Below are 22,259 nucleotides of genomic sequence, written 5' to 3'. Positions count from 1 at the left end.
TCTAGTTATGGCGCCACTTGTGAAGATTTCTCCTCCGTCGAAATGACAATATTGCGGCTAACTTTCTTTACTATAGAATTTAATTAGTGAAAATTAGTGTAATTCGCGGCTATAAAAAAAACATATAAAAAATGAGTAAAAATGTATTTGTAGAAGGACCAATTTCTCCTGAATTTATTGCCGAGTCGATCGCGAAACACCAATCGAAACATACAATTGGCGCACACAATATTTTTTTAGGACAAGTTCGTGCCGATGTAATTCACGATAATACAGTTGTTGCGATTGATTATTCCGCTTATACCGATATGGCAAATGAGGCATTACACACAATTCGCGAGAAAGCGTTTGCTAAATTCGACTTGACCTGCATGCACATTTATCACAGTTTAGGTGTTGTAAAAGCAGGCGAAATCTGTTTGTTTGTGTTTGTTTCAGCAACACGACGCAAACAAGTTTACGAAGCCACAGAAACCATAGTAAACTGGATAAAAACCGACGTACCAATTTTTGGTAAAGAGATGTTTGAAAACGATACATTCACTTGGAAACAAAATAGTTAATGGTAGATATTACGCATAAAATAAGCACATTACGAAAAGCAACAGCAACGGCAATTGTAAAAGTCAGCAAACAAGAAACAATTGATGCTGTCGTAAATAATCTTGTGCCAAAAGGAAATGTTCTCGAAATGGCAAAAACAGCTGGATTATTTGCGGTAAAAAACACCCATTTATCCATTCCCGATTGTCATCCGATTCCAATTGAATTTACTTCGGTAGAATATAAAATTGAAGGATTAGAAATTCAGATTATCTTTAATGTAAAAACCGTTTATAAAACTGGAGTTGAGGTTGAAGCCATGCACGGCGCATCAATCGTAGCATTGACAATGTACGATATGCTGAAACCAATTGATAAAGAAATCGAGATTTCAACTATTAAATTGATTACTAAAGAAGGTGGAAAATCCTCTTTCAAAAATAAATTTCCAAACGTTATAAAGGCGGCTGTTTTTGTTTGTTCTGATTCGATTTTTGCAGGCGATAAAGAAGATCGTTCTGGAAAAATAATTGTAGAAAAATTAGATTCATACGGAGTTGAAACAGCGCATTATGAAATTATTCCTGATGAATTAGATATTATTCAGGAAAGAACAAAAGATTACGCAAAAGAAAATCAGCTGGTAATTTTTACGGGCGGAACAGGACTATCACCGAGAGATGTAACACCAGAAGCTTTGTCGCCAATATTGGAAAGCAGAATTCCAGGAATTGAAGAAGCCATTCGCGATTACGGACAGCAAAGAATGCCTTATGCAATGTTGTCTAGAACTGTTGCGGGAACTTTGGGCAAAAGCTTAGTTTTGGCTTTACCGGGCTCTACAAACGGAGCGAGAGAATCGATGGATGCTGTGTTTCCGCATGTAATGCACGTTTTTCATATTTTAAAAGGAAAAAATCATGACAGCCTCTAATACTATTTTAACGGATGGTTTTGGACGCAGACACAATTATCTGCGCATTTCGCTGTTGGAAAAATGCAATCTGCGTTGTACATACTGCATGCCAGCTGATGGAATTGCACTTTCTCCAAAAGCGAGTTTAATGACTGCTGAAGAGATTTTTAGTATCGCCGAAACTTTCGTAAAAAATGGTGTTGATAAAATTAGATTAACTGGAGGAGAACCACTTCTTCGAAAAGACTTTCCTGAGATTATTTCAAAATTGGCTTCTTTAGATATTTCGCTTTCTATTACGACAAACGGAATTTTAATTGACCGTCATATTGCCGTTTTAAAGCAATTTAAAATCAAAAAGATCAATTTGAGTTTAGATACTTTGATTGCGTCTAAATTTCACGCTGTAACACTCAGAAATCAGTTTGAGAAAGTTATTGATAACCTCCATTTACTTTTAAACAATGATTTTCAGGTAAAAGTAAATGTGGTTTTAATGAAAGGTTTTAATGATAATGAAATTGTTGATTTTGTAAAACTAACGCAGTTTCTGCCTATTTCTGTGCGCTTCATTGAGTTTATGCCTTTTGCAGGAAACGAGTGGGACAGAAGTAAAATGGTTTCACAAAATGAGATATTATCGTTGGTTGAAAATACTTTTTCTTCAGAGCAAATTCAAAAATTAGAAGACGAAAAAAACTTCACATCAAGAAATTATAAAATAAAAGATTTTCAAGGCGATTTCGGAATAATAAGTTCGATTACAAACCCGTTTTGTGACAGCTGCAACCGAATCCGTTTAACTGCTGATGGAAAAATTAAAAATTGTCTTTTTTCAAATTCTGAAACCGATTTATTGACTCCTTTTAGAAATGGAGAATCAATTATGAATTTAATTGCAGCAGCTATCCAAAGTAAAAATAAAGTCAGAGCAGGAATGGCGACAATTGACGAAATGAATGATCCTGCTAAACATTTTGACAACCGCAGTATGATTGCAATTGGCGGATAGTTTAATTGTTAATTGTTAATTGTTAATTGTGAATTGTGAATTGTGATTGTCAGGCTTAGCGAAGTCGAAGCCTTTTTTACACAATCTTGTCATTTCGATCCCGAAGCTTCGGGAGAGAAATCGCACTCGTAAATCGACAAAAATTGGCAATCTTCTTTACGGAATTACTTGCGAAGATTTCTCGTTCCTCGAAATGACAAACTAAGTGTAAGAGCTCAGAAATAAAAAAAGGTTTAACTTTTTTAAAGTTAAACCTTTCTCAATAATTATTTCTTCTTTTTAGCTTTTGCCTTTTTTTGAGACTTCGCTTTCTTTTTTGCAATTTTTTTAGCTTTAGCTTTTTCTTTCGCTTTTTTAGCTTTTTCTTTTTTCTTGGCTTTCGCTTTTAATTTTGCTTTTTTAGCTTTCTCTTTCTTTTTATCTTTCTTGGCTTTTTCTTTTTTCTTAGCTGCTTTCTTTTTCTCTTTTTCCTTTTCTTTATCTTTCACTTTTTTGGCTTTTTTTAGCAGCTTTATCTTTTTCAGTTTTAACTGCTTGGTTAGTATTCTCTTTTTTAGGTTCAGTAAGTGGTGTTGCAGTACCTGCCGTTTTTTCTTCTGGTTTTACTGCAGGAGTTAATACTTTTTTTGCTGGTGCTTTTCGTACAGCCGGTTTTGGCGTAGTCGTTGCCACCGATTTTACAACTGCTTTAGCAGGTGCTTTTGCTGTAGGTGTTGCGGCAGCTTTTGTAACAGAAGCAGCAGGAGCCTTGGTTGTTGTAGGCTTTGATGCAGCAGGTTTTGCCACAGTTGCTTTTGCCGCAGTTGGTTTTGCTGCTGTCGTTTTTGCAGGTGCAGCTTTGCGAACAGGTGCTTTCTTAACAGGAGTATTTTCTGGTTTTGCGTTTTCTGTAACTGGTTTAACAGCTTCAGGTTTTACAGAATCGATTTTTTCCGGGGTACTTTCTTCGGGTTTGTTTTCCATATTAAATGCGCTTTTAGGTAAAGTTATTGTTAGCAATGTAACTAAATTGTTAATTCACAGTTAAGTAAAGATAATTATAAAACAAGTTACTCAATGTTAAGTTTTCTTATAAAAATTAATATTAAGTAGTTGAAAGTGAATTATTTGTTTTTTTTATCGGAATTTTTAACCAGAATCTCTTAACAATTCTACATGAAAAAATGAGATGTAATTATGAATTATGAATTATGAATCGTTAATTGTGAATTGGGAAACTTGAAATATTTCTAATAAATTCAAGTGAAAACAAATGCTCTAACTCTGAAGAAAGGGATGTTTTGTCCTGCTCCCAATAACTATATGGATTCACATATGATATATCGGATAGCAGGGCAAGAGCGTTAGTGAACTAACGAAGCTAATAGATTCTATTAATATTTGAGAAGATATTAATTTGTTACAATCTCTAAAATTTTAAAATTGCTTTTTGGTGATTCACACAAAGAACAGCAATAATCCTCGCCTAAATCTGTAAATAAAATCCCCTTCGGAATGCCTTGACTTTCATCTCCATATTCCGGTTTATAAAGTGTTAGACATTCTTGACATTGGTAAATATCCAATTGTGGTTTTTCCTTTTTCTGCAGGTTTTCAGTGGTTTCAGCTGTTGCGTTTCCGAGTTCATCAAAATATTTTCGGCTTAATTCAATTAAAATAGTTGGCAGCTCAAGTTTGTCGATATCCTGAGAGTGAACGATGTATTCGCGGGTATTCGGATCAAAATTTTTCGCAAACAAAACGTTGTAGGTATCTCTGATTTTAATGGATTCTAAAGCTGCTGGAAGTTCATTTTTTTCGATAACAATCGAAGTAAAATAATGTCCGTCGCGATTGTATTCTGAAATACCAAAATTAAGTCCATATGTACTAATGTCAAATTGATCAAGCGTACGAACTAAAAATGTTTTCAAGTTCAATGCCCATTCCATAGCAACAGGTAGATGCCAGTTTAATTCTAATAAGGAATGACGAACATTAATCCCTCTTTTGCCTAAGAATTTTTCCCATTCTAATTTTCGGTCTTTCGGAATTCCTTTTATGATGAAAGATTTCCAAGGCGTTATACATATTTTACCGATTTTGCATTCAAAACACAAATCGCACATTTCTTTCAGGAAATCTAAATCGTATAAATTATTTCGCCAATAAAGCCCAAGCCAGTATTGATCGATTCCCATTCGATTCATTCCTTCGTAATAAGGAAAAGGATAAAACGGAATATTTAAAGGCTTGTCGATTGTTCGATTATTAGTGTCTAAAGCTTCGCTTATCAGCGTAAAAAGCATTTCGATGTCAAGTGTTGTTTCATCTGTAATTTTCTCGATTTCATAATAGGTTTTCGCTAAATCCCAAGTATAAATCAAGACAGGATAAACTTCCATCTTTTCCCATTTTGGAAGTCTGATATATAGATACCAATAATCTTCATGTTCTGAAGCTATAAAGTTTAAATGTCCTGTAAATAAAGGGACCAACTGTTGTTTTGGATCTGTAATGTTTACTTTTAGTTTGGGTTGTTCTTTAAATTCTTCTAAAACATACAAAAAACGATTTCCTGTCAGCCAATTGGTATTTCTAAAAATATCGGTTGAAACATAAGAAGAAACAATATTATTCCCGCTTTTTTGATCTGGATAAACAAAATGATGTTTTCCCAAAGTGGTTTTGTCTAAAGATTTAAAACCTTTAGGAAAAATAATATCCTGTCTCGAACCAAAAGAAATAGAATCTAGACCTTCATCTAAAGCAATATTTACTACTTCTAGCAATTCTCCCGGTGAGATAACGCCTCCTTTTACTATTAATCTTGTTAACTCCATAGTTTTATTTGTTTCACGTTTCAAGTTTTTCTCGAGCTTGTCAGGCTGAGCGAAGTCGAAGCCTTTCACGTGTAGCCCTTCGACTTCGCTCAGGGTGACATCACGTTGTTTTAGGTTTCAAGTTTCAAGTTTCAAGTTTCAAATTTGACCGCAATCTTGTCATTTCGAGGAACGAGAAATCCCACTCGTATTTCGACAAAGATTGGTTTGTACTTTGCGGAGTTTCTTGTGTGATTTCTCGTTCCTCGAAATGACAAACGGTAAGCAACTTGAAACATTTTTTTAAACTTTACATTTCGCCAATATCTCTTTAACCTCCGTTTTACAGCTTCCGCATCCTAATCCTGCACCAGTGTTTTTGCATAAATCGGTAAAATCGTTTACACCACTTTTTATGGTTTCTTCGATGTTTCCGGCACCAACTTGACTGCAGGAACAAACTAATTTTCCTAATACAGGTTTTGCAGTAGAGCTTCCTCTTAAAAGCATATTTCGCTTGTCTGATAATTCGATTTTGCTTTCAATCATCGTTTTGAATTCGGCAAATTCATTCTTATCTCCCATTAAAATTGCACCAACTAAGAGATCATCTTTTACAATGCATTTTTTGTAATAACGTTTTTTCAAATCAGTAAAAACAATTTCTTCATACGAATCATCGTTTTCTGGAATTGTAATATCTCCTATACTACACAGATTTATATCTTCTAATTTTAAAATATTCATTAAAATCGAACCTTTGTAATAACTGCTGATATCGCCAGCTAAAAAGTTTGCCAGAATATCCGCTTGTTCTTCGGCGGCAGAAGTAATTCCGAATAATTTATTATTGAATTCTGCTATTTCTCCAATCGCAAAAATATCAGGATTCGAAGTTTGTAAATATTGATTGACTTTTACGCCGCGCCCGCAGGCAAGACCACCTTCTCTCGCAATTTCGATATTCGGAATTGTTCCAATCGTATAAACAATTGCATTTGCAGTTATAATTTTACCGCTTTTTAAGGCAATTTCAATTTCGTTTTCATTATCCGTTTCAAAAACGGTGCTGACTTCATTATCAAAATAAATCTGAATATCACGAAGCTGTACTTCTTCGGCCAATAATTTGCTCGAAATTCGATCCAGCTGACGTTCCATTAAACGCGAAGCTCTCTGAATTATAGTAGTTTTTACTTTTTTATGTTTTAAAGCAGCAGCCAATTCCAATCCTAATAGACCTCCGCCAATAATAACAACATGCTGTTCTTCCGGCGGAAGATTGGTGCTGTCAAGATGTTTTTTTAAACGGTCAGCATCTTCTTTTCTTCTTACAGTAAATCGCCCCGGAAGGTGCAGTTGCGCATTTTCTGGAATAAAAGGGCGACTTCCAGTTGCTAAAATCAATGAATCGAAAGTGTGTATTTCGCCCAAACTATCTTTTATAGTTTTTGTATTGGAGTCTATTTTTTCAATAGAAATCCCGGCTTTCATGGTAATATTCAGCTTGTTTAATGCTTCGCCGTCTTTAACCTTTAAAAGTTGTTCCCAAGTGAATTCTCCTGTCATATATTCGGGTAGTAAAACACGATTGTAAAACGGATTTATTTCATTCGAAAAAACAATAATTTCATCAGTGGTATTGAATTCACGATAATTTTGAATGAATCGGAATGAAGCTGCACCGGCACCAACAATAGCAATTTTCTGAAATGGTTTTACATATTTTTTAATCGAAACCGTCGTGTATTTAAAATCAGGTTCTTTTGAAATAGGATCTACAACAGTATTCGTTAAATTGTTTGTTCTATTCAAATCATTTTCAAGTTGTTTTCCCCAATGCATTGGAAGAAAAAGTACCTTTTCTTTAATAGAATCGGTCACTTTTGCTTTTACGCGAACTTCGCCATTTTTGCTTGTAACAGTAATAATATCACCATTTTTAATTTCATTTTTAAAGGCATCAATTGGATTTATCTCTAAAACCGGACTTGGAATGTGGGTTAATAATCTCGAAACTTTTCCTGTTTTGGTCATCGTGTGCCATTGATCGCGAATTCGTCCCGTAGTTAAAATAAAAGGAAATTCGGCATTGGGCTGTACCGATGTATTTTCAATAGAAATAGGAAGATTAAAAATCGCCTTTCCAGAAGGCGTATAGAATTTTTTATCAGTAAATAATCGTGGTGTTCCCGGATGTCCGTAATCTGGAACCGGCCATTGAAAAGTGCCTTCAGTTTTTAAACGATTGTAATTTAAAAATGAAATATCAATATTAGTGCCTTTGGTAAGTGCACAATGCTCTTTGTAAATTTCTTCGGCGTTATTGAAATCGAAACCATGGAAATTCATTTTTTTAGCAAAGCGAATTAAAATTTCAATATCAGGAAGTGCTTCTCCCGGCGCATTAATTCCTTTTGGCAAATAAGAAATTCGGCGTTCAGAATTGGTCATTGTTCCATCTTTCTCTAACCAGCCGGCAGCAGGCAAAAGTAAATCGGCAAATTTGGCTGTGTCAGCATTATGCGAAATATCCTGAACCACTACAAACTTAGCGTTTTGAAGCGCTTTTTCGATTCGACGGGAATCTGGCAAACTAACCAGAGGATTTGTGCAGATAATCCAAACAGCTTTCATTTTTCCCGATTCTAAAGCTTCAAACATTTCTGTTGCCGTTAACCCAGGTTTATCTGAAATCTCGTCAACACCCCAAAAGTCAGCCACTTCTTTGCGATGTGTAGGATTTGCAATGTCTTTATGCGCTGCCAAAAGTGTTGCCATTCCGCCCACTTCACGTCCGCCCATAGCATTCGGCTGACCCGTTAATGAAAATGGACCAGAACCTGGTTTCCCAACTTGTCCTGTTAATAAAGATAGATTCAGTAAAGCCGTATTTTTGTCAACGCCAACAGCACTTTGATTTAGTCCCATTGCCCAAAGTGAAATAAATCCTTTAGCCTTTCCAATAATATCTGCAGCGAGTTTAATATCGTTTACTGATATTCCGCATAGTTTTGATGCTTTTTCAAGCGACGTACTTAATACTAAATCTTTATATTGTTTGAAATTTTCAGCATTGTTTTTGACAAAATCATGGTCAACATGACCTTTTTCAATTATGCGTCTGGCAATAGCATGATACAAAATAATGTCAGAACCTGGAAGAATTTGTAAATGCAAATCGGCGAAAGCGGCTGTATCAGTGCGCCTCGGATCAATTACGATTATCTTCGTTTTTGGATTTTTCTCTTTATGTTTTTCAAGTCTTCTGAAGAGAATAGGGTGACACCAAGCGGGATTTGCGCCTGTAATTAAAAAAGTATCCGCCAATTCGATATCATCATACGCAATTGGTACAGAATCTTCTCCAAAAGTCTTTTTATAACCCACAACGGCAGAACTCATGCAGAGTCGTGAATTGGTATCGATATTATTGGTTTTCAAGAAACCTTTTACCAATTTATTTACTAAGTAATATTCCTCAGTTAAACATTGTCCTGAAATATAAAACCCTACACTGTCTGGTCCGTGTTTTTTTATAATAGAAGAAAAAACTGCCGCAGCGCGATCTAGAGCTGTATCCCAGCTTACACGCTCGAGCGGATAAGATTTACTGCCTCGCATTTCAGGATATAAAATTCGGTCAGAAGTATCGTTGACTACGTAATGCAAATTCATTCCTTTAGAACACAACATTCCTTTATTTACCGGATGATCTTTGTCACCCTCAACCATAACGCCGTTTTTAGCATCGTTGGTTACGATTATGCCGCAGCCAACGCCACAGTAGGAACAGGTAGTTTTGATTTTGGTATTTTGCATTACAGTTCTTTTTTTAGATACTATTTCCTGAATCTGTTGTGATTTAGATAAATCACTTATACAAAAATAAGTATTTTTACGTATAAATACTTATTTTTTGAATTTATTTTTTTATTTTTGATGCAATAAAATGAGCAGCAACAAATTAGTTTTTAATCCAATAAAAATTAGGACTCATGAAAGAAGAACAAACCCTTTGTTATTCTTGTGCCAATGAAAATTGCTTTATCAAGAAACATCTCCATTTAGAGCAAATGAATATTTATGTTTCTAAGAAACAGAATATAGTCTGCAAAAAATCGGATCAATTTATTGTGGAAGGTTCTTCTTTGCAAGGACTTTATTTTATTTGCAAAGGAAAAGCGAAAACGGTAAAAACGGGAATTAACGGACGTGAGCAAATTGTACGCTTAACGAAAAGTGGAGATATTATTGGTTTTCGCGGATTTGGAACTGGGAAAAAGTATTTAATTGGTGCTTATGCCTTGGAAGATACCGTTTTGTGCAATTTTAGCAATGAAACGATGCTGGAAATTTTACAGCATATTCCAGAACTTACCTATGCTTTAATGTTGTTTTATGCCGATGAATTGAATAAAAGTGAAAACAACATTCGAAAAATTGCGCATATGAATGTTCGTGAACGTGTGGTTGATTTATTGCTTTATATTCATCGTAAATTCGGACAAATCAATGATTTAATTGATATTGATCTTTCTCGAAAAGAAATTGCCGATTTTGCAGGAACGACCGAAGAACAAGCAATTCGGGTTATTTCAAGTCTTAAAAAAGAAGCTTTAATAAAAACGGTTGGAAAACGAATTGGGATTTTGGAAGTTTCAAAATTACGCTCTGAAATTATGGAACATAAATATTTTTCTGTTTAATCTTATTACGTAATTCTACGTATTAATATTTGCTTTTTGTTTGGCTATGTAATATACGTTTCAAGAGTAGAACTCTATTACGAACTACTTTTTTATTTCGTATTGGATCATAAAGACTTGGATTTTTTAACATTGCAATTAAAGTCAAAATTTCTTCTTCATTAAGTTGTCCTATGTTTTTATTGAAATAGAACATTGAAGCTTCTTTTACACCGAAAGTTTTGTAGGTAGAGTCAGCATAGACGTGTTTAAAATCAGTATTTAGAAGAAGATATTTATAGCAATCCGTCTGTGTAAATTCTCTCTGTAATTTAAGTTTATAAAGTGATTTTGTAAATGAATATCCATGTCTGTATACAGGAATATAATCTGTAGCTCGATCACAAGGACATTTTTCTTCTTTCATTTTTGTATTTATCTTTTCATAGATACCAGTAAATGTTTTGAGATTTTCTTTCTTTGCTTCATTTATTTTTTCTGTTAGATCAACAAACTTTTCATTTTTATAAATAGGATTGAAGCCACTTAGTAAAAACGTAATTGTAATTGCCAGGAAGGCAGCCGATATGAGGAATATTCTTAAAGTCTTTTTAAGCATAAAAAGGGTGTTTTTGTAGAGACGCATCTGGGGACGTCTCTACTTCGAATAATTTATTTTTTCCTGCCAATAAATCGAATTACAGAACCCGTTCCGTTATGGAATAAACCTTCGTTTAATTCGATTTCTTTTTCTTCTAATTCGATGATTTCATAATTCGGAAAATCACTTTTTATTTCTTCTATAGAAAATAGAGATTCAATATCTTTTGGTCCGCCAACTTTATCATTTATTGCAAGATATTCTAAATGCTTTTTGCTGAAAGCTTCAAAAATAATAATACCGTCTTTGCGTAATAGTTTATCAAGCTGTTTGTGAATTTCGGATTTAATTTCTGCAGGGAAATGAGCATAAATCAAGGCAATTACATCAAATTGTTCTTCTTTGAAATTCAGCGTTTCTAATTCGCCAACTTGATAATCAATTGAAACATTGTTGGCTTCAGCAAGTTTTAAAGCTTTATTTTTTCCTTCTTCACTAATATCAAAAGCGGAAACGTTCCAACCCAATTTTGCAGCAAAAATGGCATTTCGTCCTTCGCCTTCGGCAGGAAAAAGAATAGCGCTGGGCTTTAATTTTTGAATTTGTTCTTTTAAGTAGTTGTTGGGTTCTTCGCCATATGCAAATTCTTCGTTGCTATAGCGGTCATCCCATCTTTGGGTCCAGTTGTTCATTATTTATAAATTAAAATTAATTATTAAAGGTTTATGATCACTGTGTAAAGTCCAATCTTTGTAATTTCCGACTTCAACACTTTCTAAAACTTCCATAAAATCATTTGAAGCAAAACAATAATCAATGTGATAAGGTTTATTTTCGTGCTTATAAAGATATAAAGTTGGATGTTGTTCTTGGCCTTGAATTTGATTAAAATATTTATGATAGGTGCTAAAAATATTTTTATCAGCTAATTTATTTACGACTGTCGTATGATTTCCTTCACGACGCGGTTTGTCCCAAATGGTATTGCTGTTGAAATCGCCAATTAAAATTGTTCTGGTCTCTTTGATAAGATCTTCATAATAATTAATCGCTTTCCAAACTTGTGTTACATATGCGCCATCTTTATCTGCTGGATTATTTGCCCAAATAGCAAATAAGGTAAAATCAACTTTTCCGCCCGTAATCGCTATCGGTAAGATATTTTTGAAGTCCGGATTATGACAATCTAATAATTGAAAGCGATAATTGCCGTAGGAGAGAACGCTAAGTCCTTTATTCGGATTTGTACCGTACCAAAGAATGTCATTTGGTGTTTGTATTTCATTTGAGAATTTTAATTTTTCAGGATTTTCACACTCAGAAATTATGACAATATCAGGGTTATGAGTCAGAATGAATTCTGCTTTTTTTCTGAATGCCATGTTGCAATTCCAAGCTATGAGTTTCATTGAAAATCTTTTATTTTGGGAATAATGTACTCAAATGTACGCAAAAAAAAAATCCCCTTTTTCTTTATTTAAAAGAGGGGATTTTTAATATTAATTTTTAGAAAAAACTATTTCTTCCAGCTAAAAATTCTAGGATTTACAGAAATCATTAGCCAAGCCCAATTGTTAGTATGACCGGCGTCTCCGTTTTTCAAGAACTCTAAAGTTTTTGAACCAAACATTTGAGAATAACCTCCAGTTAGCGTAATGTCTTTTTTGAAATTGTAGCCTGCAGTAAAATCGACCTCAGTTCCTAAGTAGGAATCAAGTTTTTCATTTGTTGGAGTCACAACATCAGCGGCAGATAAAAATACATGCGGCATTAATGCAAACTGCCATTTTTTGACATTATAACTTAGTTTTAAGTAGGCATCTTGCAAACCAACGCTGTTTTGATGATTTCCAACATAAAAATAATCCATATAACCATTAAAAGCATGATTAGTTCCAAATATTGGATTGAAGGATTTAATTACTGTACTGCCGTCATTTGTATCTTTTCCAGATAAAAATTCATAACCTAAACCAGCTTTAAAGGCATCAGAAATGTTGTATCCTAAATAACCAGCGGCATTCCATGCACTTACCTGCTTGTCTGTACTTTTACCCGTTTGTCCATATAACCAGAAATTAGTATCTAATTTACCCGTTTTATAGGTTAAATAGGTTCCAAAAGTCTGTTTGTAATCTACCAATAATTTTGCGTCGGCATTGGCATATTCATATCCGGTATTTAGGGCTAATAAGCTCATTCCTAAATTACTGAACGATGTGTGGTACCAAGCATATTGCATAGCTTTGTAGTTGGTAACAGTGTATGGAGTTTGCACTATATTTTCGGCATTTGAGTTGAAAGCAAATCCCATATCAAGCTGCTGGTTTTTTGGACGAAAAGTAACCAGTACTGCATCATGACTTTGTCCTTGTTGCAACCAATCGATTTCACCCATTATACGCTGATTGTCATAAGAGAGCACTTGGCGCCCAACTCTTGCGCTCCATTTTTCGGTGAAGTTGTATTGTGCCCAAGCCTCAAAAACGGCAACTCCATTTTTATCTGCGGTGGTTGTGGTTGGTACATCGCCCCAGGTTCTAATGTTTTGAAAAGTTAATTTAACAATCAAATCATCTTGCTTAAAATTTAAATTTAGACGAGAACGCTGCGAGATTTGCGAAGTTCCTTCTTGACCTTCTGGCAGCAAAGTTTTGTATCCGTTTCGATATTCAAAACGTGGTCTTAATTGTAAGTTGGCATCAAATTCTTGTGCTTGCATGGCAGCACCAAATCCTAGAAAAAGTAAGGATAGAATTATTCTAGTTTTTTTCATATCTATGATGGTTTAATAAAAGACAAATTTATCTTATAATGATTTTACTTTTAGTGATATTAATCATATTTGATAATTATTTTTAAACTTTTAATACGCTTATTTTCTGTCTATTACTTTTGCCAAAGCCAGTTGTTTTTCGTTCATGATTTTAGTTACCGTATAATGCATCCAAACGAGACAAATGGTCGAGAATAGTAAAATAAAAATCCATGAACTTGACCAAATTCCTGTTGCGGTAAGCAAGTATCCAAAAATGATTGGGCCTAAAAAGCCACCCAAACCGCCAATCATTCCAACCATACCTCCAACAACACCAACCTCTGTTGGGAAATATTCTGGAATATGTTTGTAAACTGCTGCTTTGCCGATTCCCCAAGAAATTCCAATTAAAATTACTAAAATTAAGAATACCCACATATTAGCATCGAATTTTATTACAGTAATTCCTTTTGCCAGCAGTTCTTTTTTCTTTACGGTTTGGTTCTGCGCTACAACAACTTGCTGCCAAGATGTTCGGGTTGGGAGAATTGAATTTTCAGAATTGTTTTCTTGTTTTTGCGCAATATTAAATTCTGTTTCACCTATCTTAATATTGTCTTTTGCAATAGAAGTTACTGTTCCTTTTTTTGTTGCAAGAACACCGGGGCCTGTGGTGGTGATTTCCATTTTCGGAACCATTAATAGTGCACTTAAAATAACAGAAGAACTTAAAACCCAATACATAACTTTTCGAGCACCAAATTTATCGGATAAATAACCTCCAAAAGCCCTGATTACACCAGAAGGAAGGCTAAACATTGTGGCGAATAAACCGCCCATAACTAGGCTGGTTTGATAAACGTTCATAAAATTGGGCAGCAGCCATTGAGAGTACGCGACAAAACAACCGAAAACTAAAAAGTAATAGGCTCCAAATCGCCAAACTCTAGCTGATTTTAACGAACCAAGCATTTGACGAACGCTTTTTGTATGGTTTTCAATTTTTTTATTTTTGGCAAAAATTAAGAAAGTAATTCCAATTAAAACAAGGGAAACGGCATAGATAATTGGAAGTATTTTCCAGCCATTTTGTGGATCTTCTAAAGAGAAATGATTTAATAGCGAAGGCGCTAAAAAAGTGGTAATTGCAGCTCCTGCATTTCCCATTCCGAAGATTCCTAAAGCGCGTCCCTGCCATTCTTTTGGATACCAGATTGAAGTATAACCAATTCCTACAGCAAAACTAGTTCCTACCATTCCAAATAAGAAACTAAGTAGAGCAAACATAAAAAAACTGTCAGCATAGGGAAGGAGGAACAGCGGAATTGAACTAAGCAGCAGTAAAAGTGAAAAGACATATTTTCCTCCAAATTTATCTGTGAGCATACCAATTGGTAAGCGCATAATTGAGCCTGTTAAAATTGGAATTCCCAAGAGCCATCCAACTTGAACAACGCTCCAATGAAAAATTCCGTTATCGACCAAAAAGGTTACTAAAACCCCGTTTAATGTCCAGCAGGCAAAACACACTGTAAAAGCCAGTGTGTTCAAAAATAAAATTTTGTGTGATTGAGATAATGAGTTTGTAGTTTTCATAGCACTTATATTTTTATGTAAAAATAAGTACTATAACTTAGTTAAAAGATGCTAAAACGCAGTTTTTGGAAAATAATTACGTATTAATACGTATTTTTCAAATCAATGAATACTCAGCAGCTTTGTTAGAAAGTTCCATTAAGTTTTTAACCTTCAATTTTTTCATTAGGTTAAAACGGTGTACTTCAGCTGTACGTTTGCTGATATCAAGCGCTTCGGCAATTTCTTTGTTTCCTTTTCCGGATAATAAAAGAGTCAGAATTTCTTTTTCTCTTTTAGTAATCATCATTTCCTCACTTAGATTTTGTTTAGGTTCTAGTGATGTTGACGAATTTGTAAGCTGGCTTATTAGAATAGAAGAAATATCACCGCTAAAATATTTTCCGCCGGCAGCCACTGTGTGTAATGCTTTCAAGAATTCTTCTTTACTTGAACCTTTTAGCAAATAACCATCGGCACCAGCTTTTATAGATTTCAATACATATTCTTCAGATTCATGCATAGAAAGCATAATAATTTTTACATTGTTATTTTCGCTTCTAAGTTTTTCTACTACCTCGATGCCCGTTAAATTCGGCATACGAATATCTACTATAAGTAAATCTGGTTTGCTTTCGGCAACAACATCAAGTGCATCAGCTCCATCAATTGCTTCGCCAACGACTTCAATGTTTGCTTCATTTTCAAGTAAAGATTTAATTCCATCTCTTACAAAAACATGGTCGTCTGCCAGCACTACACGAATGATATTACTCATAGTTTACTTAAATTAGATTCTTGATTTTTTACGTATATTCATCTATAAAGAAGACGCTAATATACGTAATTTTTTAGATTTTAAATTCTAACATTAAAATTTCTAATGTTGGAAATTCTAAATTATACAATTGTCAGGCTGAGCGAAGTCGAAGCTTACGTACGCTGCGCTGTAAAATTGTCGATTAAGATTGCGTGGGCTTCGACTTCGTTCAGCCTGACAAGCTTATGTAGAATTTGATAATCGACTTTGACAAAGTTTGGCTTTCAATTGCCTCCAACTTTAGTCGGAGGTTTTTGTAGATATGAGAAAGGGCTTTAGCCGAATGTGTATGTATTTGGCTAAAGCCTTTTTTTATACTTGTCTGTATTCCACCAGCTAAAGCTGGAGGCAATTGATTTCTTTTAAATCTTAATTAAAAGCAATTTTTTTTTGAAAACGTTTACCCGCACGCCATGATAATTAGATAATTTGTAAATGTGACAATTAGATAATATTTTGAGATGTTTTTAGTAATTATCAAATTTTCTAATTGCCACATTATCTCATTTAAGAATCGGTATGTTGAACGTAATCCTTGTTCCTTCGCCAGGAATTGATTTGATGAAAACACGCCCATTAATGTATTGGATTCTTTCTTTCATAAACAACAAACCCATTCCAGATTCGCTGTTGCGTTTTTTGTCGACAGCATTGATGTCGAAACCTTTTCCGTTATCGTCAATTATAATGCTTAACAAAGTTTCGCTGTGAGAAAGCTGAACAATGATATGCGACGATTCGGCATATTTTATGGCGTTGTTTATAGCTTCTTGAGTTAGGCGATAAATATTGATTTCGATTAAAGAATCTAATCGCTGATTGAAATCGGTTTTGTTGTAGAAAAGAATTTCTTTTCCTGTTAGTTTTGAAAGTTCCTGCGTAAGTTTTGCCAAGGATGAAACAATACCGTGATCGCTTAATTCTGGTGGCATTAAGTTAAAAGTTGCCGTGCGGACACCTTTTATAATGTCTAGTGAAAGTTTTTTTAGATACTCAATTTTTTGTTCTGATTTTTCTCTGTCATCTAAATTGATGCTTTCTAAGCTAAACTTTAAACCAGTTAGCATTTGACCAATTCCGTCATGAATTTCTTTGGCGATTCGGTTTTGCTCGTTTTCTTGGTTTTCGACAATTTTGCTTGAGATAATCTTTTGCTGATTGATTTTTTCAGTGCTGTTTTCAAGATTCAAACGTTCGACTTCGCGTTGTGCTTTTTTGCGCTCAGTGATATTGAAACAAACGATTAAAAGTTCCAATTCGTCTTTTTTAATCATAACAGGAACCATCGAAAGGTCAAGCCAAATCTCAACATTTTCTTTGGTTACAATTTTAATTTCGCCTTGCCAGCCGCTTCGTTGTTTTTCGAATATCAGTCGATCAAAGTTGATTTGTTCTTTTTCGTCTGCTGTTAAAACTTCAGAAAACTTTTTGTTGGATAAAAATTTGGTGTAATTCAGTAGTTTAGCAAATTTTTCGCCAATATGAATAATCGAACCATCAGGTGCAATTCGGCAATAGAGCAATGTGTTTTCCATTGCATAATTAAGCGACTTTAATTCTTTAACTGAATTTTCCTTGATTTCGCTTAGTATTTCGGTATCGTATGCGAGTTTTAACGCTTTCTTTTCAGAAGATAAAAGCTTGGCAATTAATCGTTCAATTTTTTTATTGGTTGGTCTAAAAATGAAAAGAAATTCTAAAAGCAATACCAAAAGTGTGAAACCGAAAATCCAGTATTCAATTCGGCGTTGTTCGGTTACTTTTTCGTGCGCTTCGAGATCGTATTGGGTTACAATCTGATTCATTTTAGAAAGAAAAATGCCTTCGTTTTCTAAAATTATAGTTACTAATTTTTGATTTTCTGCAGCTTGCTTTTTCTGTTTTAAATTCAATAAAAAAGAATCAGTTGTATTTGCAATTTTATTGAAAATCGGATTTATTTCAAGATATAATTTAGAAAGTGTTTCTGATTTTTCTTTTGGAAAAGCTAAACTGTCACTGCCATTTTCGAGTGCATTTTGGTTTTTTTTCCAAAGTGATAAAACGTCATTTAAATGCGAAATTTGCTTTGCAGAAGCGTTATCAGAAACATATTGCAGAATCAGAACTTCTTTTACGATTTTCTGACTCAGCATTCGCTGTTTTCCTGAAAAGTTTATGATTTTAGAATCGCTTAACTGCTGATTCAGATTGTACTGCACTAAAATCTGACTGATAATTATAGTTACCGCAATAGTAAGAAGTGCAAAAAAATACAGTCGTCGTAAATTTTTGAAAGTGATTTTGTCTTCTTCCTGATTGCTTTTCTTCATAAAGTCAGTTTACAATCCTAAAGATGCTTTTATCAGATTGAGATTTTCTTCAGAATAGTTAATTTTTAAGGCTTCCTGATGTCCTTTATCCGACATTTTATCCCAGGTTTTTTTGATGATGTTTTTTAGTTTTTCTTCATCGTGTTTATGAACAAAAGGATCTAAGTAATATTCTAAAAACACAAGACAGATAACATCTTCTAATAATTGTGTTTCGTGATCTTTTTTAAGTAATTTTTTCTCTATTAAAAACGAAACGCGATCAATAAAAGTCTGGTCGTAGCCTGCTTTTTCCAAAATCTCTGCAGTTGTTTTTGCATGGAATTTTTTTAATTCTTCTCTCCATTTCAAATAACCAACACGATCCATTGGGTACGATTCTCGGGCAACTTTCCATCGGCAAATATGTTGTGCTTTTGACGCAATTTGAATTTCTTCTGACGCATTTGGTTCAAACTGCATCAGTTTTTCGTACATCCTGTTTGAATACAATAATTCTTTTGGATATTCTTTGTTTTGGTCAATTTCGATGTTTGGATCTTGTGCGTTTTCAGCATCAATCCATTCGCTTGCTTTTTGAAAAGGTGTAGTCATTTTTTGGTTTAATAATAGATTTCAAAGATACGGAATTAAGTTTTTTTTCGTCACGAATTTCACGAATTAGCACGAATTATTGTTTATGTTTTTTTGCCACAGATTAAAGGTTTTTTTGGATTTAATCTTGTGTATTTTTTTTTGCCACGAATTTCACGAATCTCCACGAATTAAATTAGTGTAATTTGTGAAATTCGTGGCGAAATAAAATCCTTTTAATCTGTGCAATCTGTGGCCTATAAATTAGTCTGCAAATCCAACAAAGACTTCGTTTTCAACTACTTTAATAGGATACGTTGCAATCTTAAAATCTTCGCCATTTAGGTTTGAACCATCGACTAATGAGAATGTTTTTTTATGCATGGGACAGGCGATTTTCGGAATATCATCAGTAGAACCTGTCATTCCTCTCGAAAGAACCATTTCCATTTTGTGAGGGCAGGCGTTTTGACAAGCGTACCATTCGTTTCGACGGGCAAAATTAAAAATCGCAATCTGTTTGTTTTTGTATTTAATACAGCCGCCGCGATTGGTTGGAAAATCTTCTACTTTACCTGCTTTGAACCAAATTGTTGCATCGCTTGCATGAACTGTTTCGTATTGATTTAAGATTTCTTCCATTTTGATTGAGTTTTGATTTCCTGTTTCTTAGCCCTCTTTTTACAATCAAGAGAGTTTGATGGCGCAGTAAAAAAGAGGGTAAGAAGGACAGCAAACGTTTAATGATTTTTTCTTTTTTTTGGAGCTTTATGGTGTTTTGCCACAAAGGCATAAAGACGCTAATTCTTTTTTAATCTTTCTAATCCTTTAATCTGTGGCTTTTATTTTAAACGCATAGAAACATAGATTTTTTTGCTTTTTGTTTGAGAAATAGAAAATTAAAAGAAACTAGTTTCTAACACATAGCTATATGTGTTTATGCAAGTTAAACGCCTTTATTAAGTTTTTAAAATCTATGTCTCTATGTGTTTAAAAATTTATGTTTTGAATTTACAACCAAGCTTTAGGCATTTTTTGATCTCTTAGCGGAACGAAAACAGCATTATCGTCTTTTTCTTCTGAGTTTATAAAGTGATTGAAACGTTTTAATAATCTTGGTTTTTCTAGAACTTGTTTCCATTCGCATTCAAAAGTGTTTACTAAAGCTTGCATTTCAGTTTCTAAAGTTTCACAGATTCCTAAACTGTCTTCAATAATTACTTCTTTCAAATATTCTAAACCACCATCTAGTTTTTCTAACCAAGTTGATGTTCGAATCAGCGGGCCAGCGGTGCGGATGTAATACATTAAGAATCTATCCATGTATTTGATTACTGTTTCTTTATCGATTTTTTCAGCTAGTAAAACGGCGTGTTTTGGGTTTGCACCGCCATTTCCAGCGATGTATAAATTCCATCCGCCTTCAACCGCGATTAATCCGAAATCTTTTCCTCGGGCTTCGGCGCATTCGCGAATACAAGCCGAAACACCACCTTTTAATTTATGCGGAGAACGAATTCCTTTGTATCTGTTTTCAAGTTCGATGGCAAATCCAGCGCTGTCGTCCATTCCGTAACGGCACCAAGCATTTCCAACGCAGCTTTTTACGGCGCGAAGTGATTTTCCGTAGGCGTGACCGCTTTCAAAACCATTTTCAATTAAGATTTTCCAGATTTTAGGTAAATCGCTTAAATGTGCTCCAAATAAATCAACTCTTTGTGCTCCAGTGATTTTAGTGTACAAATCGAATTGTTTTGCCACTTCGCCAATCACAATTAATTTTTCAGCAGTAATTTCGCCTCCGGCAACTCTGGGCACAACAGAATAAGTTCCGTTTCGTTGAATGTTAGCCAAAAATCTATCGTTTGTATCTTGAGTGGTTACGTGTTTATTTGCTGTATCATTGTAAATACTTGAAAAAATTGATGCTACAACTGGTTTACAAATTTCGCAGCCGTCTCCTTTTCCGTGGTGATCTAAAACATCGTAAAAATTCTCATATTTATTGATTTTTACTAAATCAAATAATTCCTGACGGTTATAGTTGAAATGCTCGCAGATTACTTCTTTCACTTCTTTTCCTAAAGATTTTTGAGTAGCTTTTACCAAATCTGAAACCATTGGTTTACAACCTCCGCAGCCAGAAGTAGCTTTTGTTGCTTTGACAACATCTGTTAGAGTAGCACAACTTTCGTCTAAAATTTTGCAGCATATTGCGCCTTTCGTTACATTTTCGCAAGAACAAATTACGGCTGTATCTGGCAAATCCATAACACTTCCTAAACTTGAGCCTTCAGAGCCATCGCGAGAACCTAAAATCAAATTTTCTGGATTTTTAGGTAATGCCATTGCATTGCTGTAAATCTGGAAAAGCGAATTGTAATCACTTGAATCTCCAACTAAAATGCCGCCTAAAAGCGTTTTAGAATCTTTGGTAACGTTAATTCTTTTGTAAGTACCACTTAATTTATTTTCATAAATAATGGCTGTTACATTTTCATTTTCGATAAAAGGATCACCAAAACTCGCCACTTCAACACCAATTAATTTTAATTGTGTTGACATATCGATGGTTTCTCTCATGGTTTTATCTCCATTTAAGATTTGCTCTGCGGCAACATCGGCCATTTCGTAACCTGGAGCAACAAGTCCGTAAATGTTTTGATTGTAAAGTGCCGCTTCTCCAATCGCATAAATAGAAGGATCTGATGTCTGCATTTGATTGTTTACTACAATTCCACCTCTCACGCCGACTTCAAGTCCTGAAATTCTAGCCAATTCGTCGCGAGGTTTAATTCCTGCAGAAATAACCAACATGTCTACTTTTAGTAATTCATCGTTGGCAAACATCATTCCGGTTATACTTTCTTTTCCGTCGATATATTGTGTTGCTTTGTTAAGATGAATTCCAATGTTTAATTCTTCAATTTTAGATTGAAGCATATCGCTTGCGCCTTGATCTAATTGCCTTGGCATCAAACGCGGAGCAAATTCCACCACATGCGGATTCAGTCCTAAATCTCTAACGGCTTTTGCTGCTTCAAGACCTAATAAACCACCTCCTAAAACTGCCGCTTCGGTTGCGCCTTTAATTTTTATCTTTTTGGCATAAGCCATAATTGCATCAAGATCTTCGATGGTTCTGTAGACAAAAACACCTTCCTTTTCAACTCCGTCAATCGGAGGAACAAAGGCTGATGAACCTGTAGCTAAAACTAAGTAGTCGTACGTATGTGTTTTTTCTAAATGTGTATGTATTGTTTTTTCGGTACGATTAATATCTGTAATTAACTCTGATGTATTGAGAATAATATTGTTTTCTGTGTACCAATTGCTTGTTGATAAAGATAAATCATCAGCTGTTTTACCTCCAAAGTATTCACTTAAGTGAACGCGATCGTAAGCGCGCCTTGGTTCTTCACCAAATACAGTGATTTGATACTTTTCTTGTCCTGATTTTGCAATGAATTTTTCGCAAAATTTATAACCAACCATGCCGTTTCCAACTACTATTACTCTAATCATGATTTCTTTAATTAAGTATTACTATGCAAATATAAGTATTTATACTTATGTAAATACGTAAAATATTTATTTTTTAAGTAGATATAGATTTCGTTTGCTACGTATTTTACCGTGATGTATTACGTAGTCTAGGGT

The 22,259-nt window shown here is 34.4% G+C and carries 18 protein-coding genes; 4 read left to right on the top strand and 14 right to left on the bottom strand.

Features of this window, described 5'->3' with window-relative positions:
- Positions 1-131 precede the first annotated feature (131 nt).
- The 3 genes from BOW57_RS13635 to moaA are packed head-to-tail and all read left to right on the top strand — an operon-like array spanning position 132 to position 2,471.
- Complete coding sequence (locus BOW57_RS13635) at positions 132-563, top strand: molybdenum cofactor biosynthesis protein MoaE (protein ID WP_099719278.1); 432 nt, start codon at positions 132-134, stop codon at positions 561-563.
- Positions 563-1,477, top strand: a complete 915-nt coding sequence (gene moaCB, locus BOW57_RS13630) for a bifunctional molybdenum cofactor biosynthesis protein MoaC/MoaB (protein ID WP_129055001.1) — start codon at positions 563-565, stop codon at positions 1,475-1,477. The genes BOW57_RS13635 and moaCB overlap by 1 nt, the downstream gene beginning before the upstream one ends.
- Positions 1,464-2,471, top strand: coding sequence for a GTP 3',8-cyclase MoaA (moaA, locus tag BOW57_RS13625; RefSeq protein WP_129054999.1), 1,008 nt, complete (start codon positions 1,464-1,466; stop codon positions 2,469-2,471). Before moaCB ends, moaA begins: the two co-directional genes overlap by 14 nt.
- A 266-nt stretch (positions 2,472-2,737) precedes the next feature.
- Here the strand turns inward: moaA and BOW57_RS20780 are convergent, their stop codons facing one another.
- The 4 genes from BOW57_RS20780 to BOW57_RS13610 form a co-directional block, all read right to left on the bottom strand.
- Entirely contained in the window at positions 2,738-2,959 is a 222-nt protein-coding gene (locus BOW57_RS20780) for a hypothetical protein (RefSeq protein WP_233207029.1), read from the bottom strand.
- Positions 2,949-3,434, bottom strand: a complete 486-nt coding sequence (locus tag BOW57_RS20910) for a hypothetical protein (protein ID WP_241687448.1) — start codon at positions 3,432-3,434, stop codon at positions 2,949-2,951. Before BOW57_RS20910 ends, BOW57_RS20780 begins: the two co-directional genes overlap by 11 nt.
- Before the next feature lie 428 nt (positions 3,435-3,862).
- Positions 3,863-5,293, bottom strand: a complete 1,431-nt coding sequence (locus BOW57_RS13615; protein WP_089052747.1) for a rubredoxin — start codon at positions 5,291-5,293, stop codon at positions 3,863-3,865.
- Positions 5,294-5,575: 282 nt separating this feature from the next.
- The gene (locus BOW57_RS13610; RefSeq protein ID WP_129054997.1) at positions 5,576-9,094 is read right to left on the bottom strand and encodes a nitrate reductase; all 3,519 of its coding nucleotides are present in this window, start codon (positions 9,092-9,094) and stop codon (positions 5,576-5,578) included.
- Between the two features lie 176 nt (positions 9,095-9,270).
- On the opposite strand from BOW57_RS13610, the gene BOW57_RS13605 reads away from it, so the two are divergent.
- Entirely contained in the window at positions 9,271-9,981 is a 711-nt protein-coding gene (locus tag BOW57_RS13605; RefSeq protein ID WP_129054995.1) for a Crp/Fnr family transcriptional regulator, read from the top strand.
- A gap of 22 nt (positions 9,982-10,003) precedes the next feature.
- On the opposite strand, the gene BOW57_RS13600 is transcribed toward BOW57_RS13605, so the two are convergent.
- The 10 genes from BOW57_RS13600 to nirB all read right to left on the bottom strand — a co-directional run bounded on the left by BOW57_RS13600 (position 10,004) and on the right by nirB (position 22,124).
- Positions 10,004-10,579: a transglycosylase domain-containing protein gene (locus BOW57_RS13600; protein WP_164973711.1), complete on the bottom strand. Its 576-nt coding sequence runs from the start codon at positions 10,577-10,579 to the stop codon at positions 10,004-10,006.
- Between the two features lie 53 nt (positions 10,580-10,632).
- Positions 10,633-11,253, bottom strand: a complete 621-nt coding sequence (locus tag BOW57_RS13595) for a bifunctional 2-polyprenyl-6-hydroxyphenol methylase/3-demethylubiquinol 3-O-methyltransferase UbiG (RefSeq protein WP_129054991.1) — start codon at positions 11,251-11,253, stop codon at positions 10,633-10,635.
- 3 nt (positions 11,254-11,256) lie between these two features.
- Entirely contained in the window at positions 11,257-11,970 is a 714-nt protein-coding gene (locus tag BOW57_RS13590; RefSeq protein ID WP_129054989.1) for an endonuclease/exonuclease/phosphatase family protein, read from the bottom strand.
- 107 nt (positions 11,971-12,077) lie between these two features.
- Positions 12,078-13,337: an alginate export family protein gene (locus BOW57_RS13585; protein WP_129054987.1), complete on the bottom strand. Its 1,260-nt coding sequence runs from the start codon at positions 13,335-13,337 to the stop codon at positions 12,078-12,080.
- A 99-nt stretch (positions 13,338-13,436) separates the two neighbouring features.
- Complete coding sequence (locus BOW57_RS13580; RefSeq protein WP_129054985.1) at positions 13,437-14,915, bottom strand: nitrate/nitrite transporter; 1,479 nt, start codon at positions 14,913-14,915, stop codon at positions 13,437-13,439.
- Between the two features lie 97 nt (positions 14,916-15,012).
- A complete protein-coding gene (locus BOW57_RS13575; RefSeq protein WP_089052755.1) occupies positions 15,013-15,672 on the bottom strand; it encodes a response regulator transcription factor in 660 nt (219 codons plus the stop codon).
- A gap of 545 nt (positions 15,673-16,217) precedes the next feature.
- The gene (locus tag BOW57_RS13570) at positions 16,218-18,026 is read right to left on the bottom strand and encodes an ATP-binding protein (RefSeq protein ID WP_129054983.1); all 1,809 of its coding nucleotides are present in this window, start codon (positions 18,024-18,026) and stop codon (positions 16,218-16,220) included.
- A 9-nt stretch (positions 18,027-18,035) separates the two neighbouring features.
- Complete coding sequence (locus BOW57_RS13565; RefSeq protein ID WP_129054981.1) at positions 18,036-18,620, bottom strand: DUF4202 domain-containing protein; 585 nt, start codon at positions 18,618-18,620, stop codon at positions 18,036-18,038.
- Between the two features lie 243 nt (positions 18,621-18,863).
- Positions 18,864-19,241, bottom strand: coding sequence for a nitrite reductase small subunit NirD (gene nirD / locus BOW57_RS13560; RefSeq protein ID WP_129054979.1), 378 nt, complete (start codon positions 19,239-19,241; stop codon positions 18,864-18,866).
- 369 nt (positions 19,242-19,610) lie between these two features.
- Positions 19,611-22,124 (bottom strand): nitrite reductase large subunit NirB, encoded by a 2,514-nt coding sequence (gene nirB / locus BOW57_RS13555; protein WP_129054977.1) that lies wholly within the window; start codon positions 22,122-22,124, stop codon positions 19,611-19,613.
- Positions 22,125-22,259 lie beyond the last annotated feature (135 nt).

Source organism: Flavobacterium sp. YO64, from assembly GCF_004119505.1.
In the GTDB taxonomy this organism is placed as follows: domain Bacteria; phylum Bacteroidota; class Bacteroidia; order Flavobacteriales; family Flavobacteriaceae; genus Flavobacterium; species Flavobacterium oncorhynchi.
The sequence above is the reverse complement of the archived record's forward strand: the minus strand, read 5'-3'. Positions and strand labels throughout refer to the sequence as shown.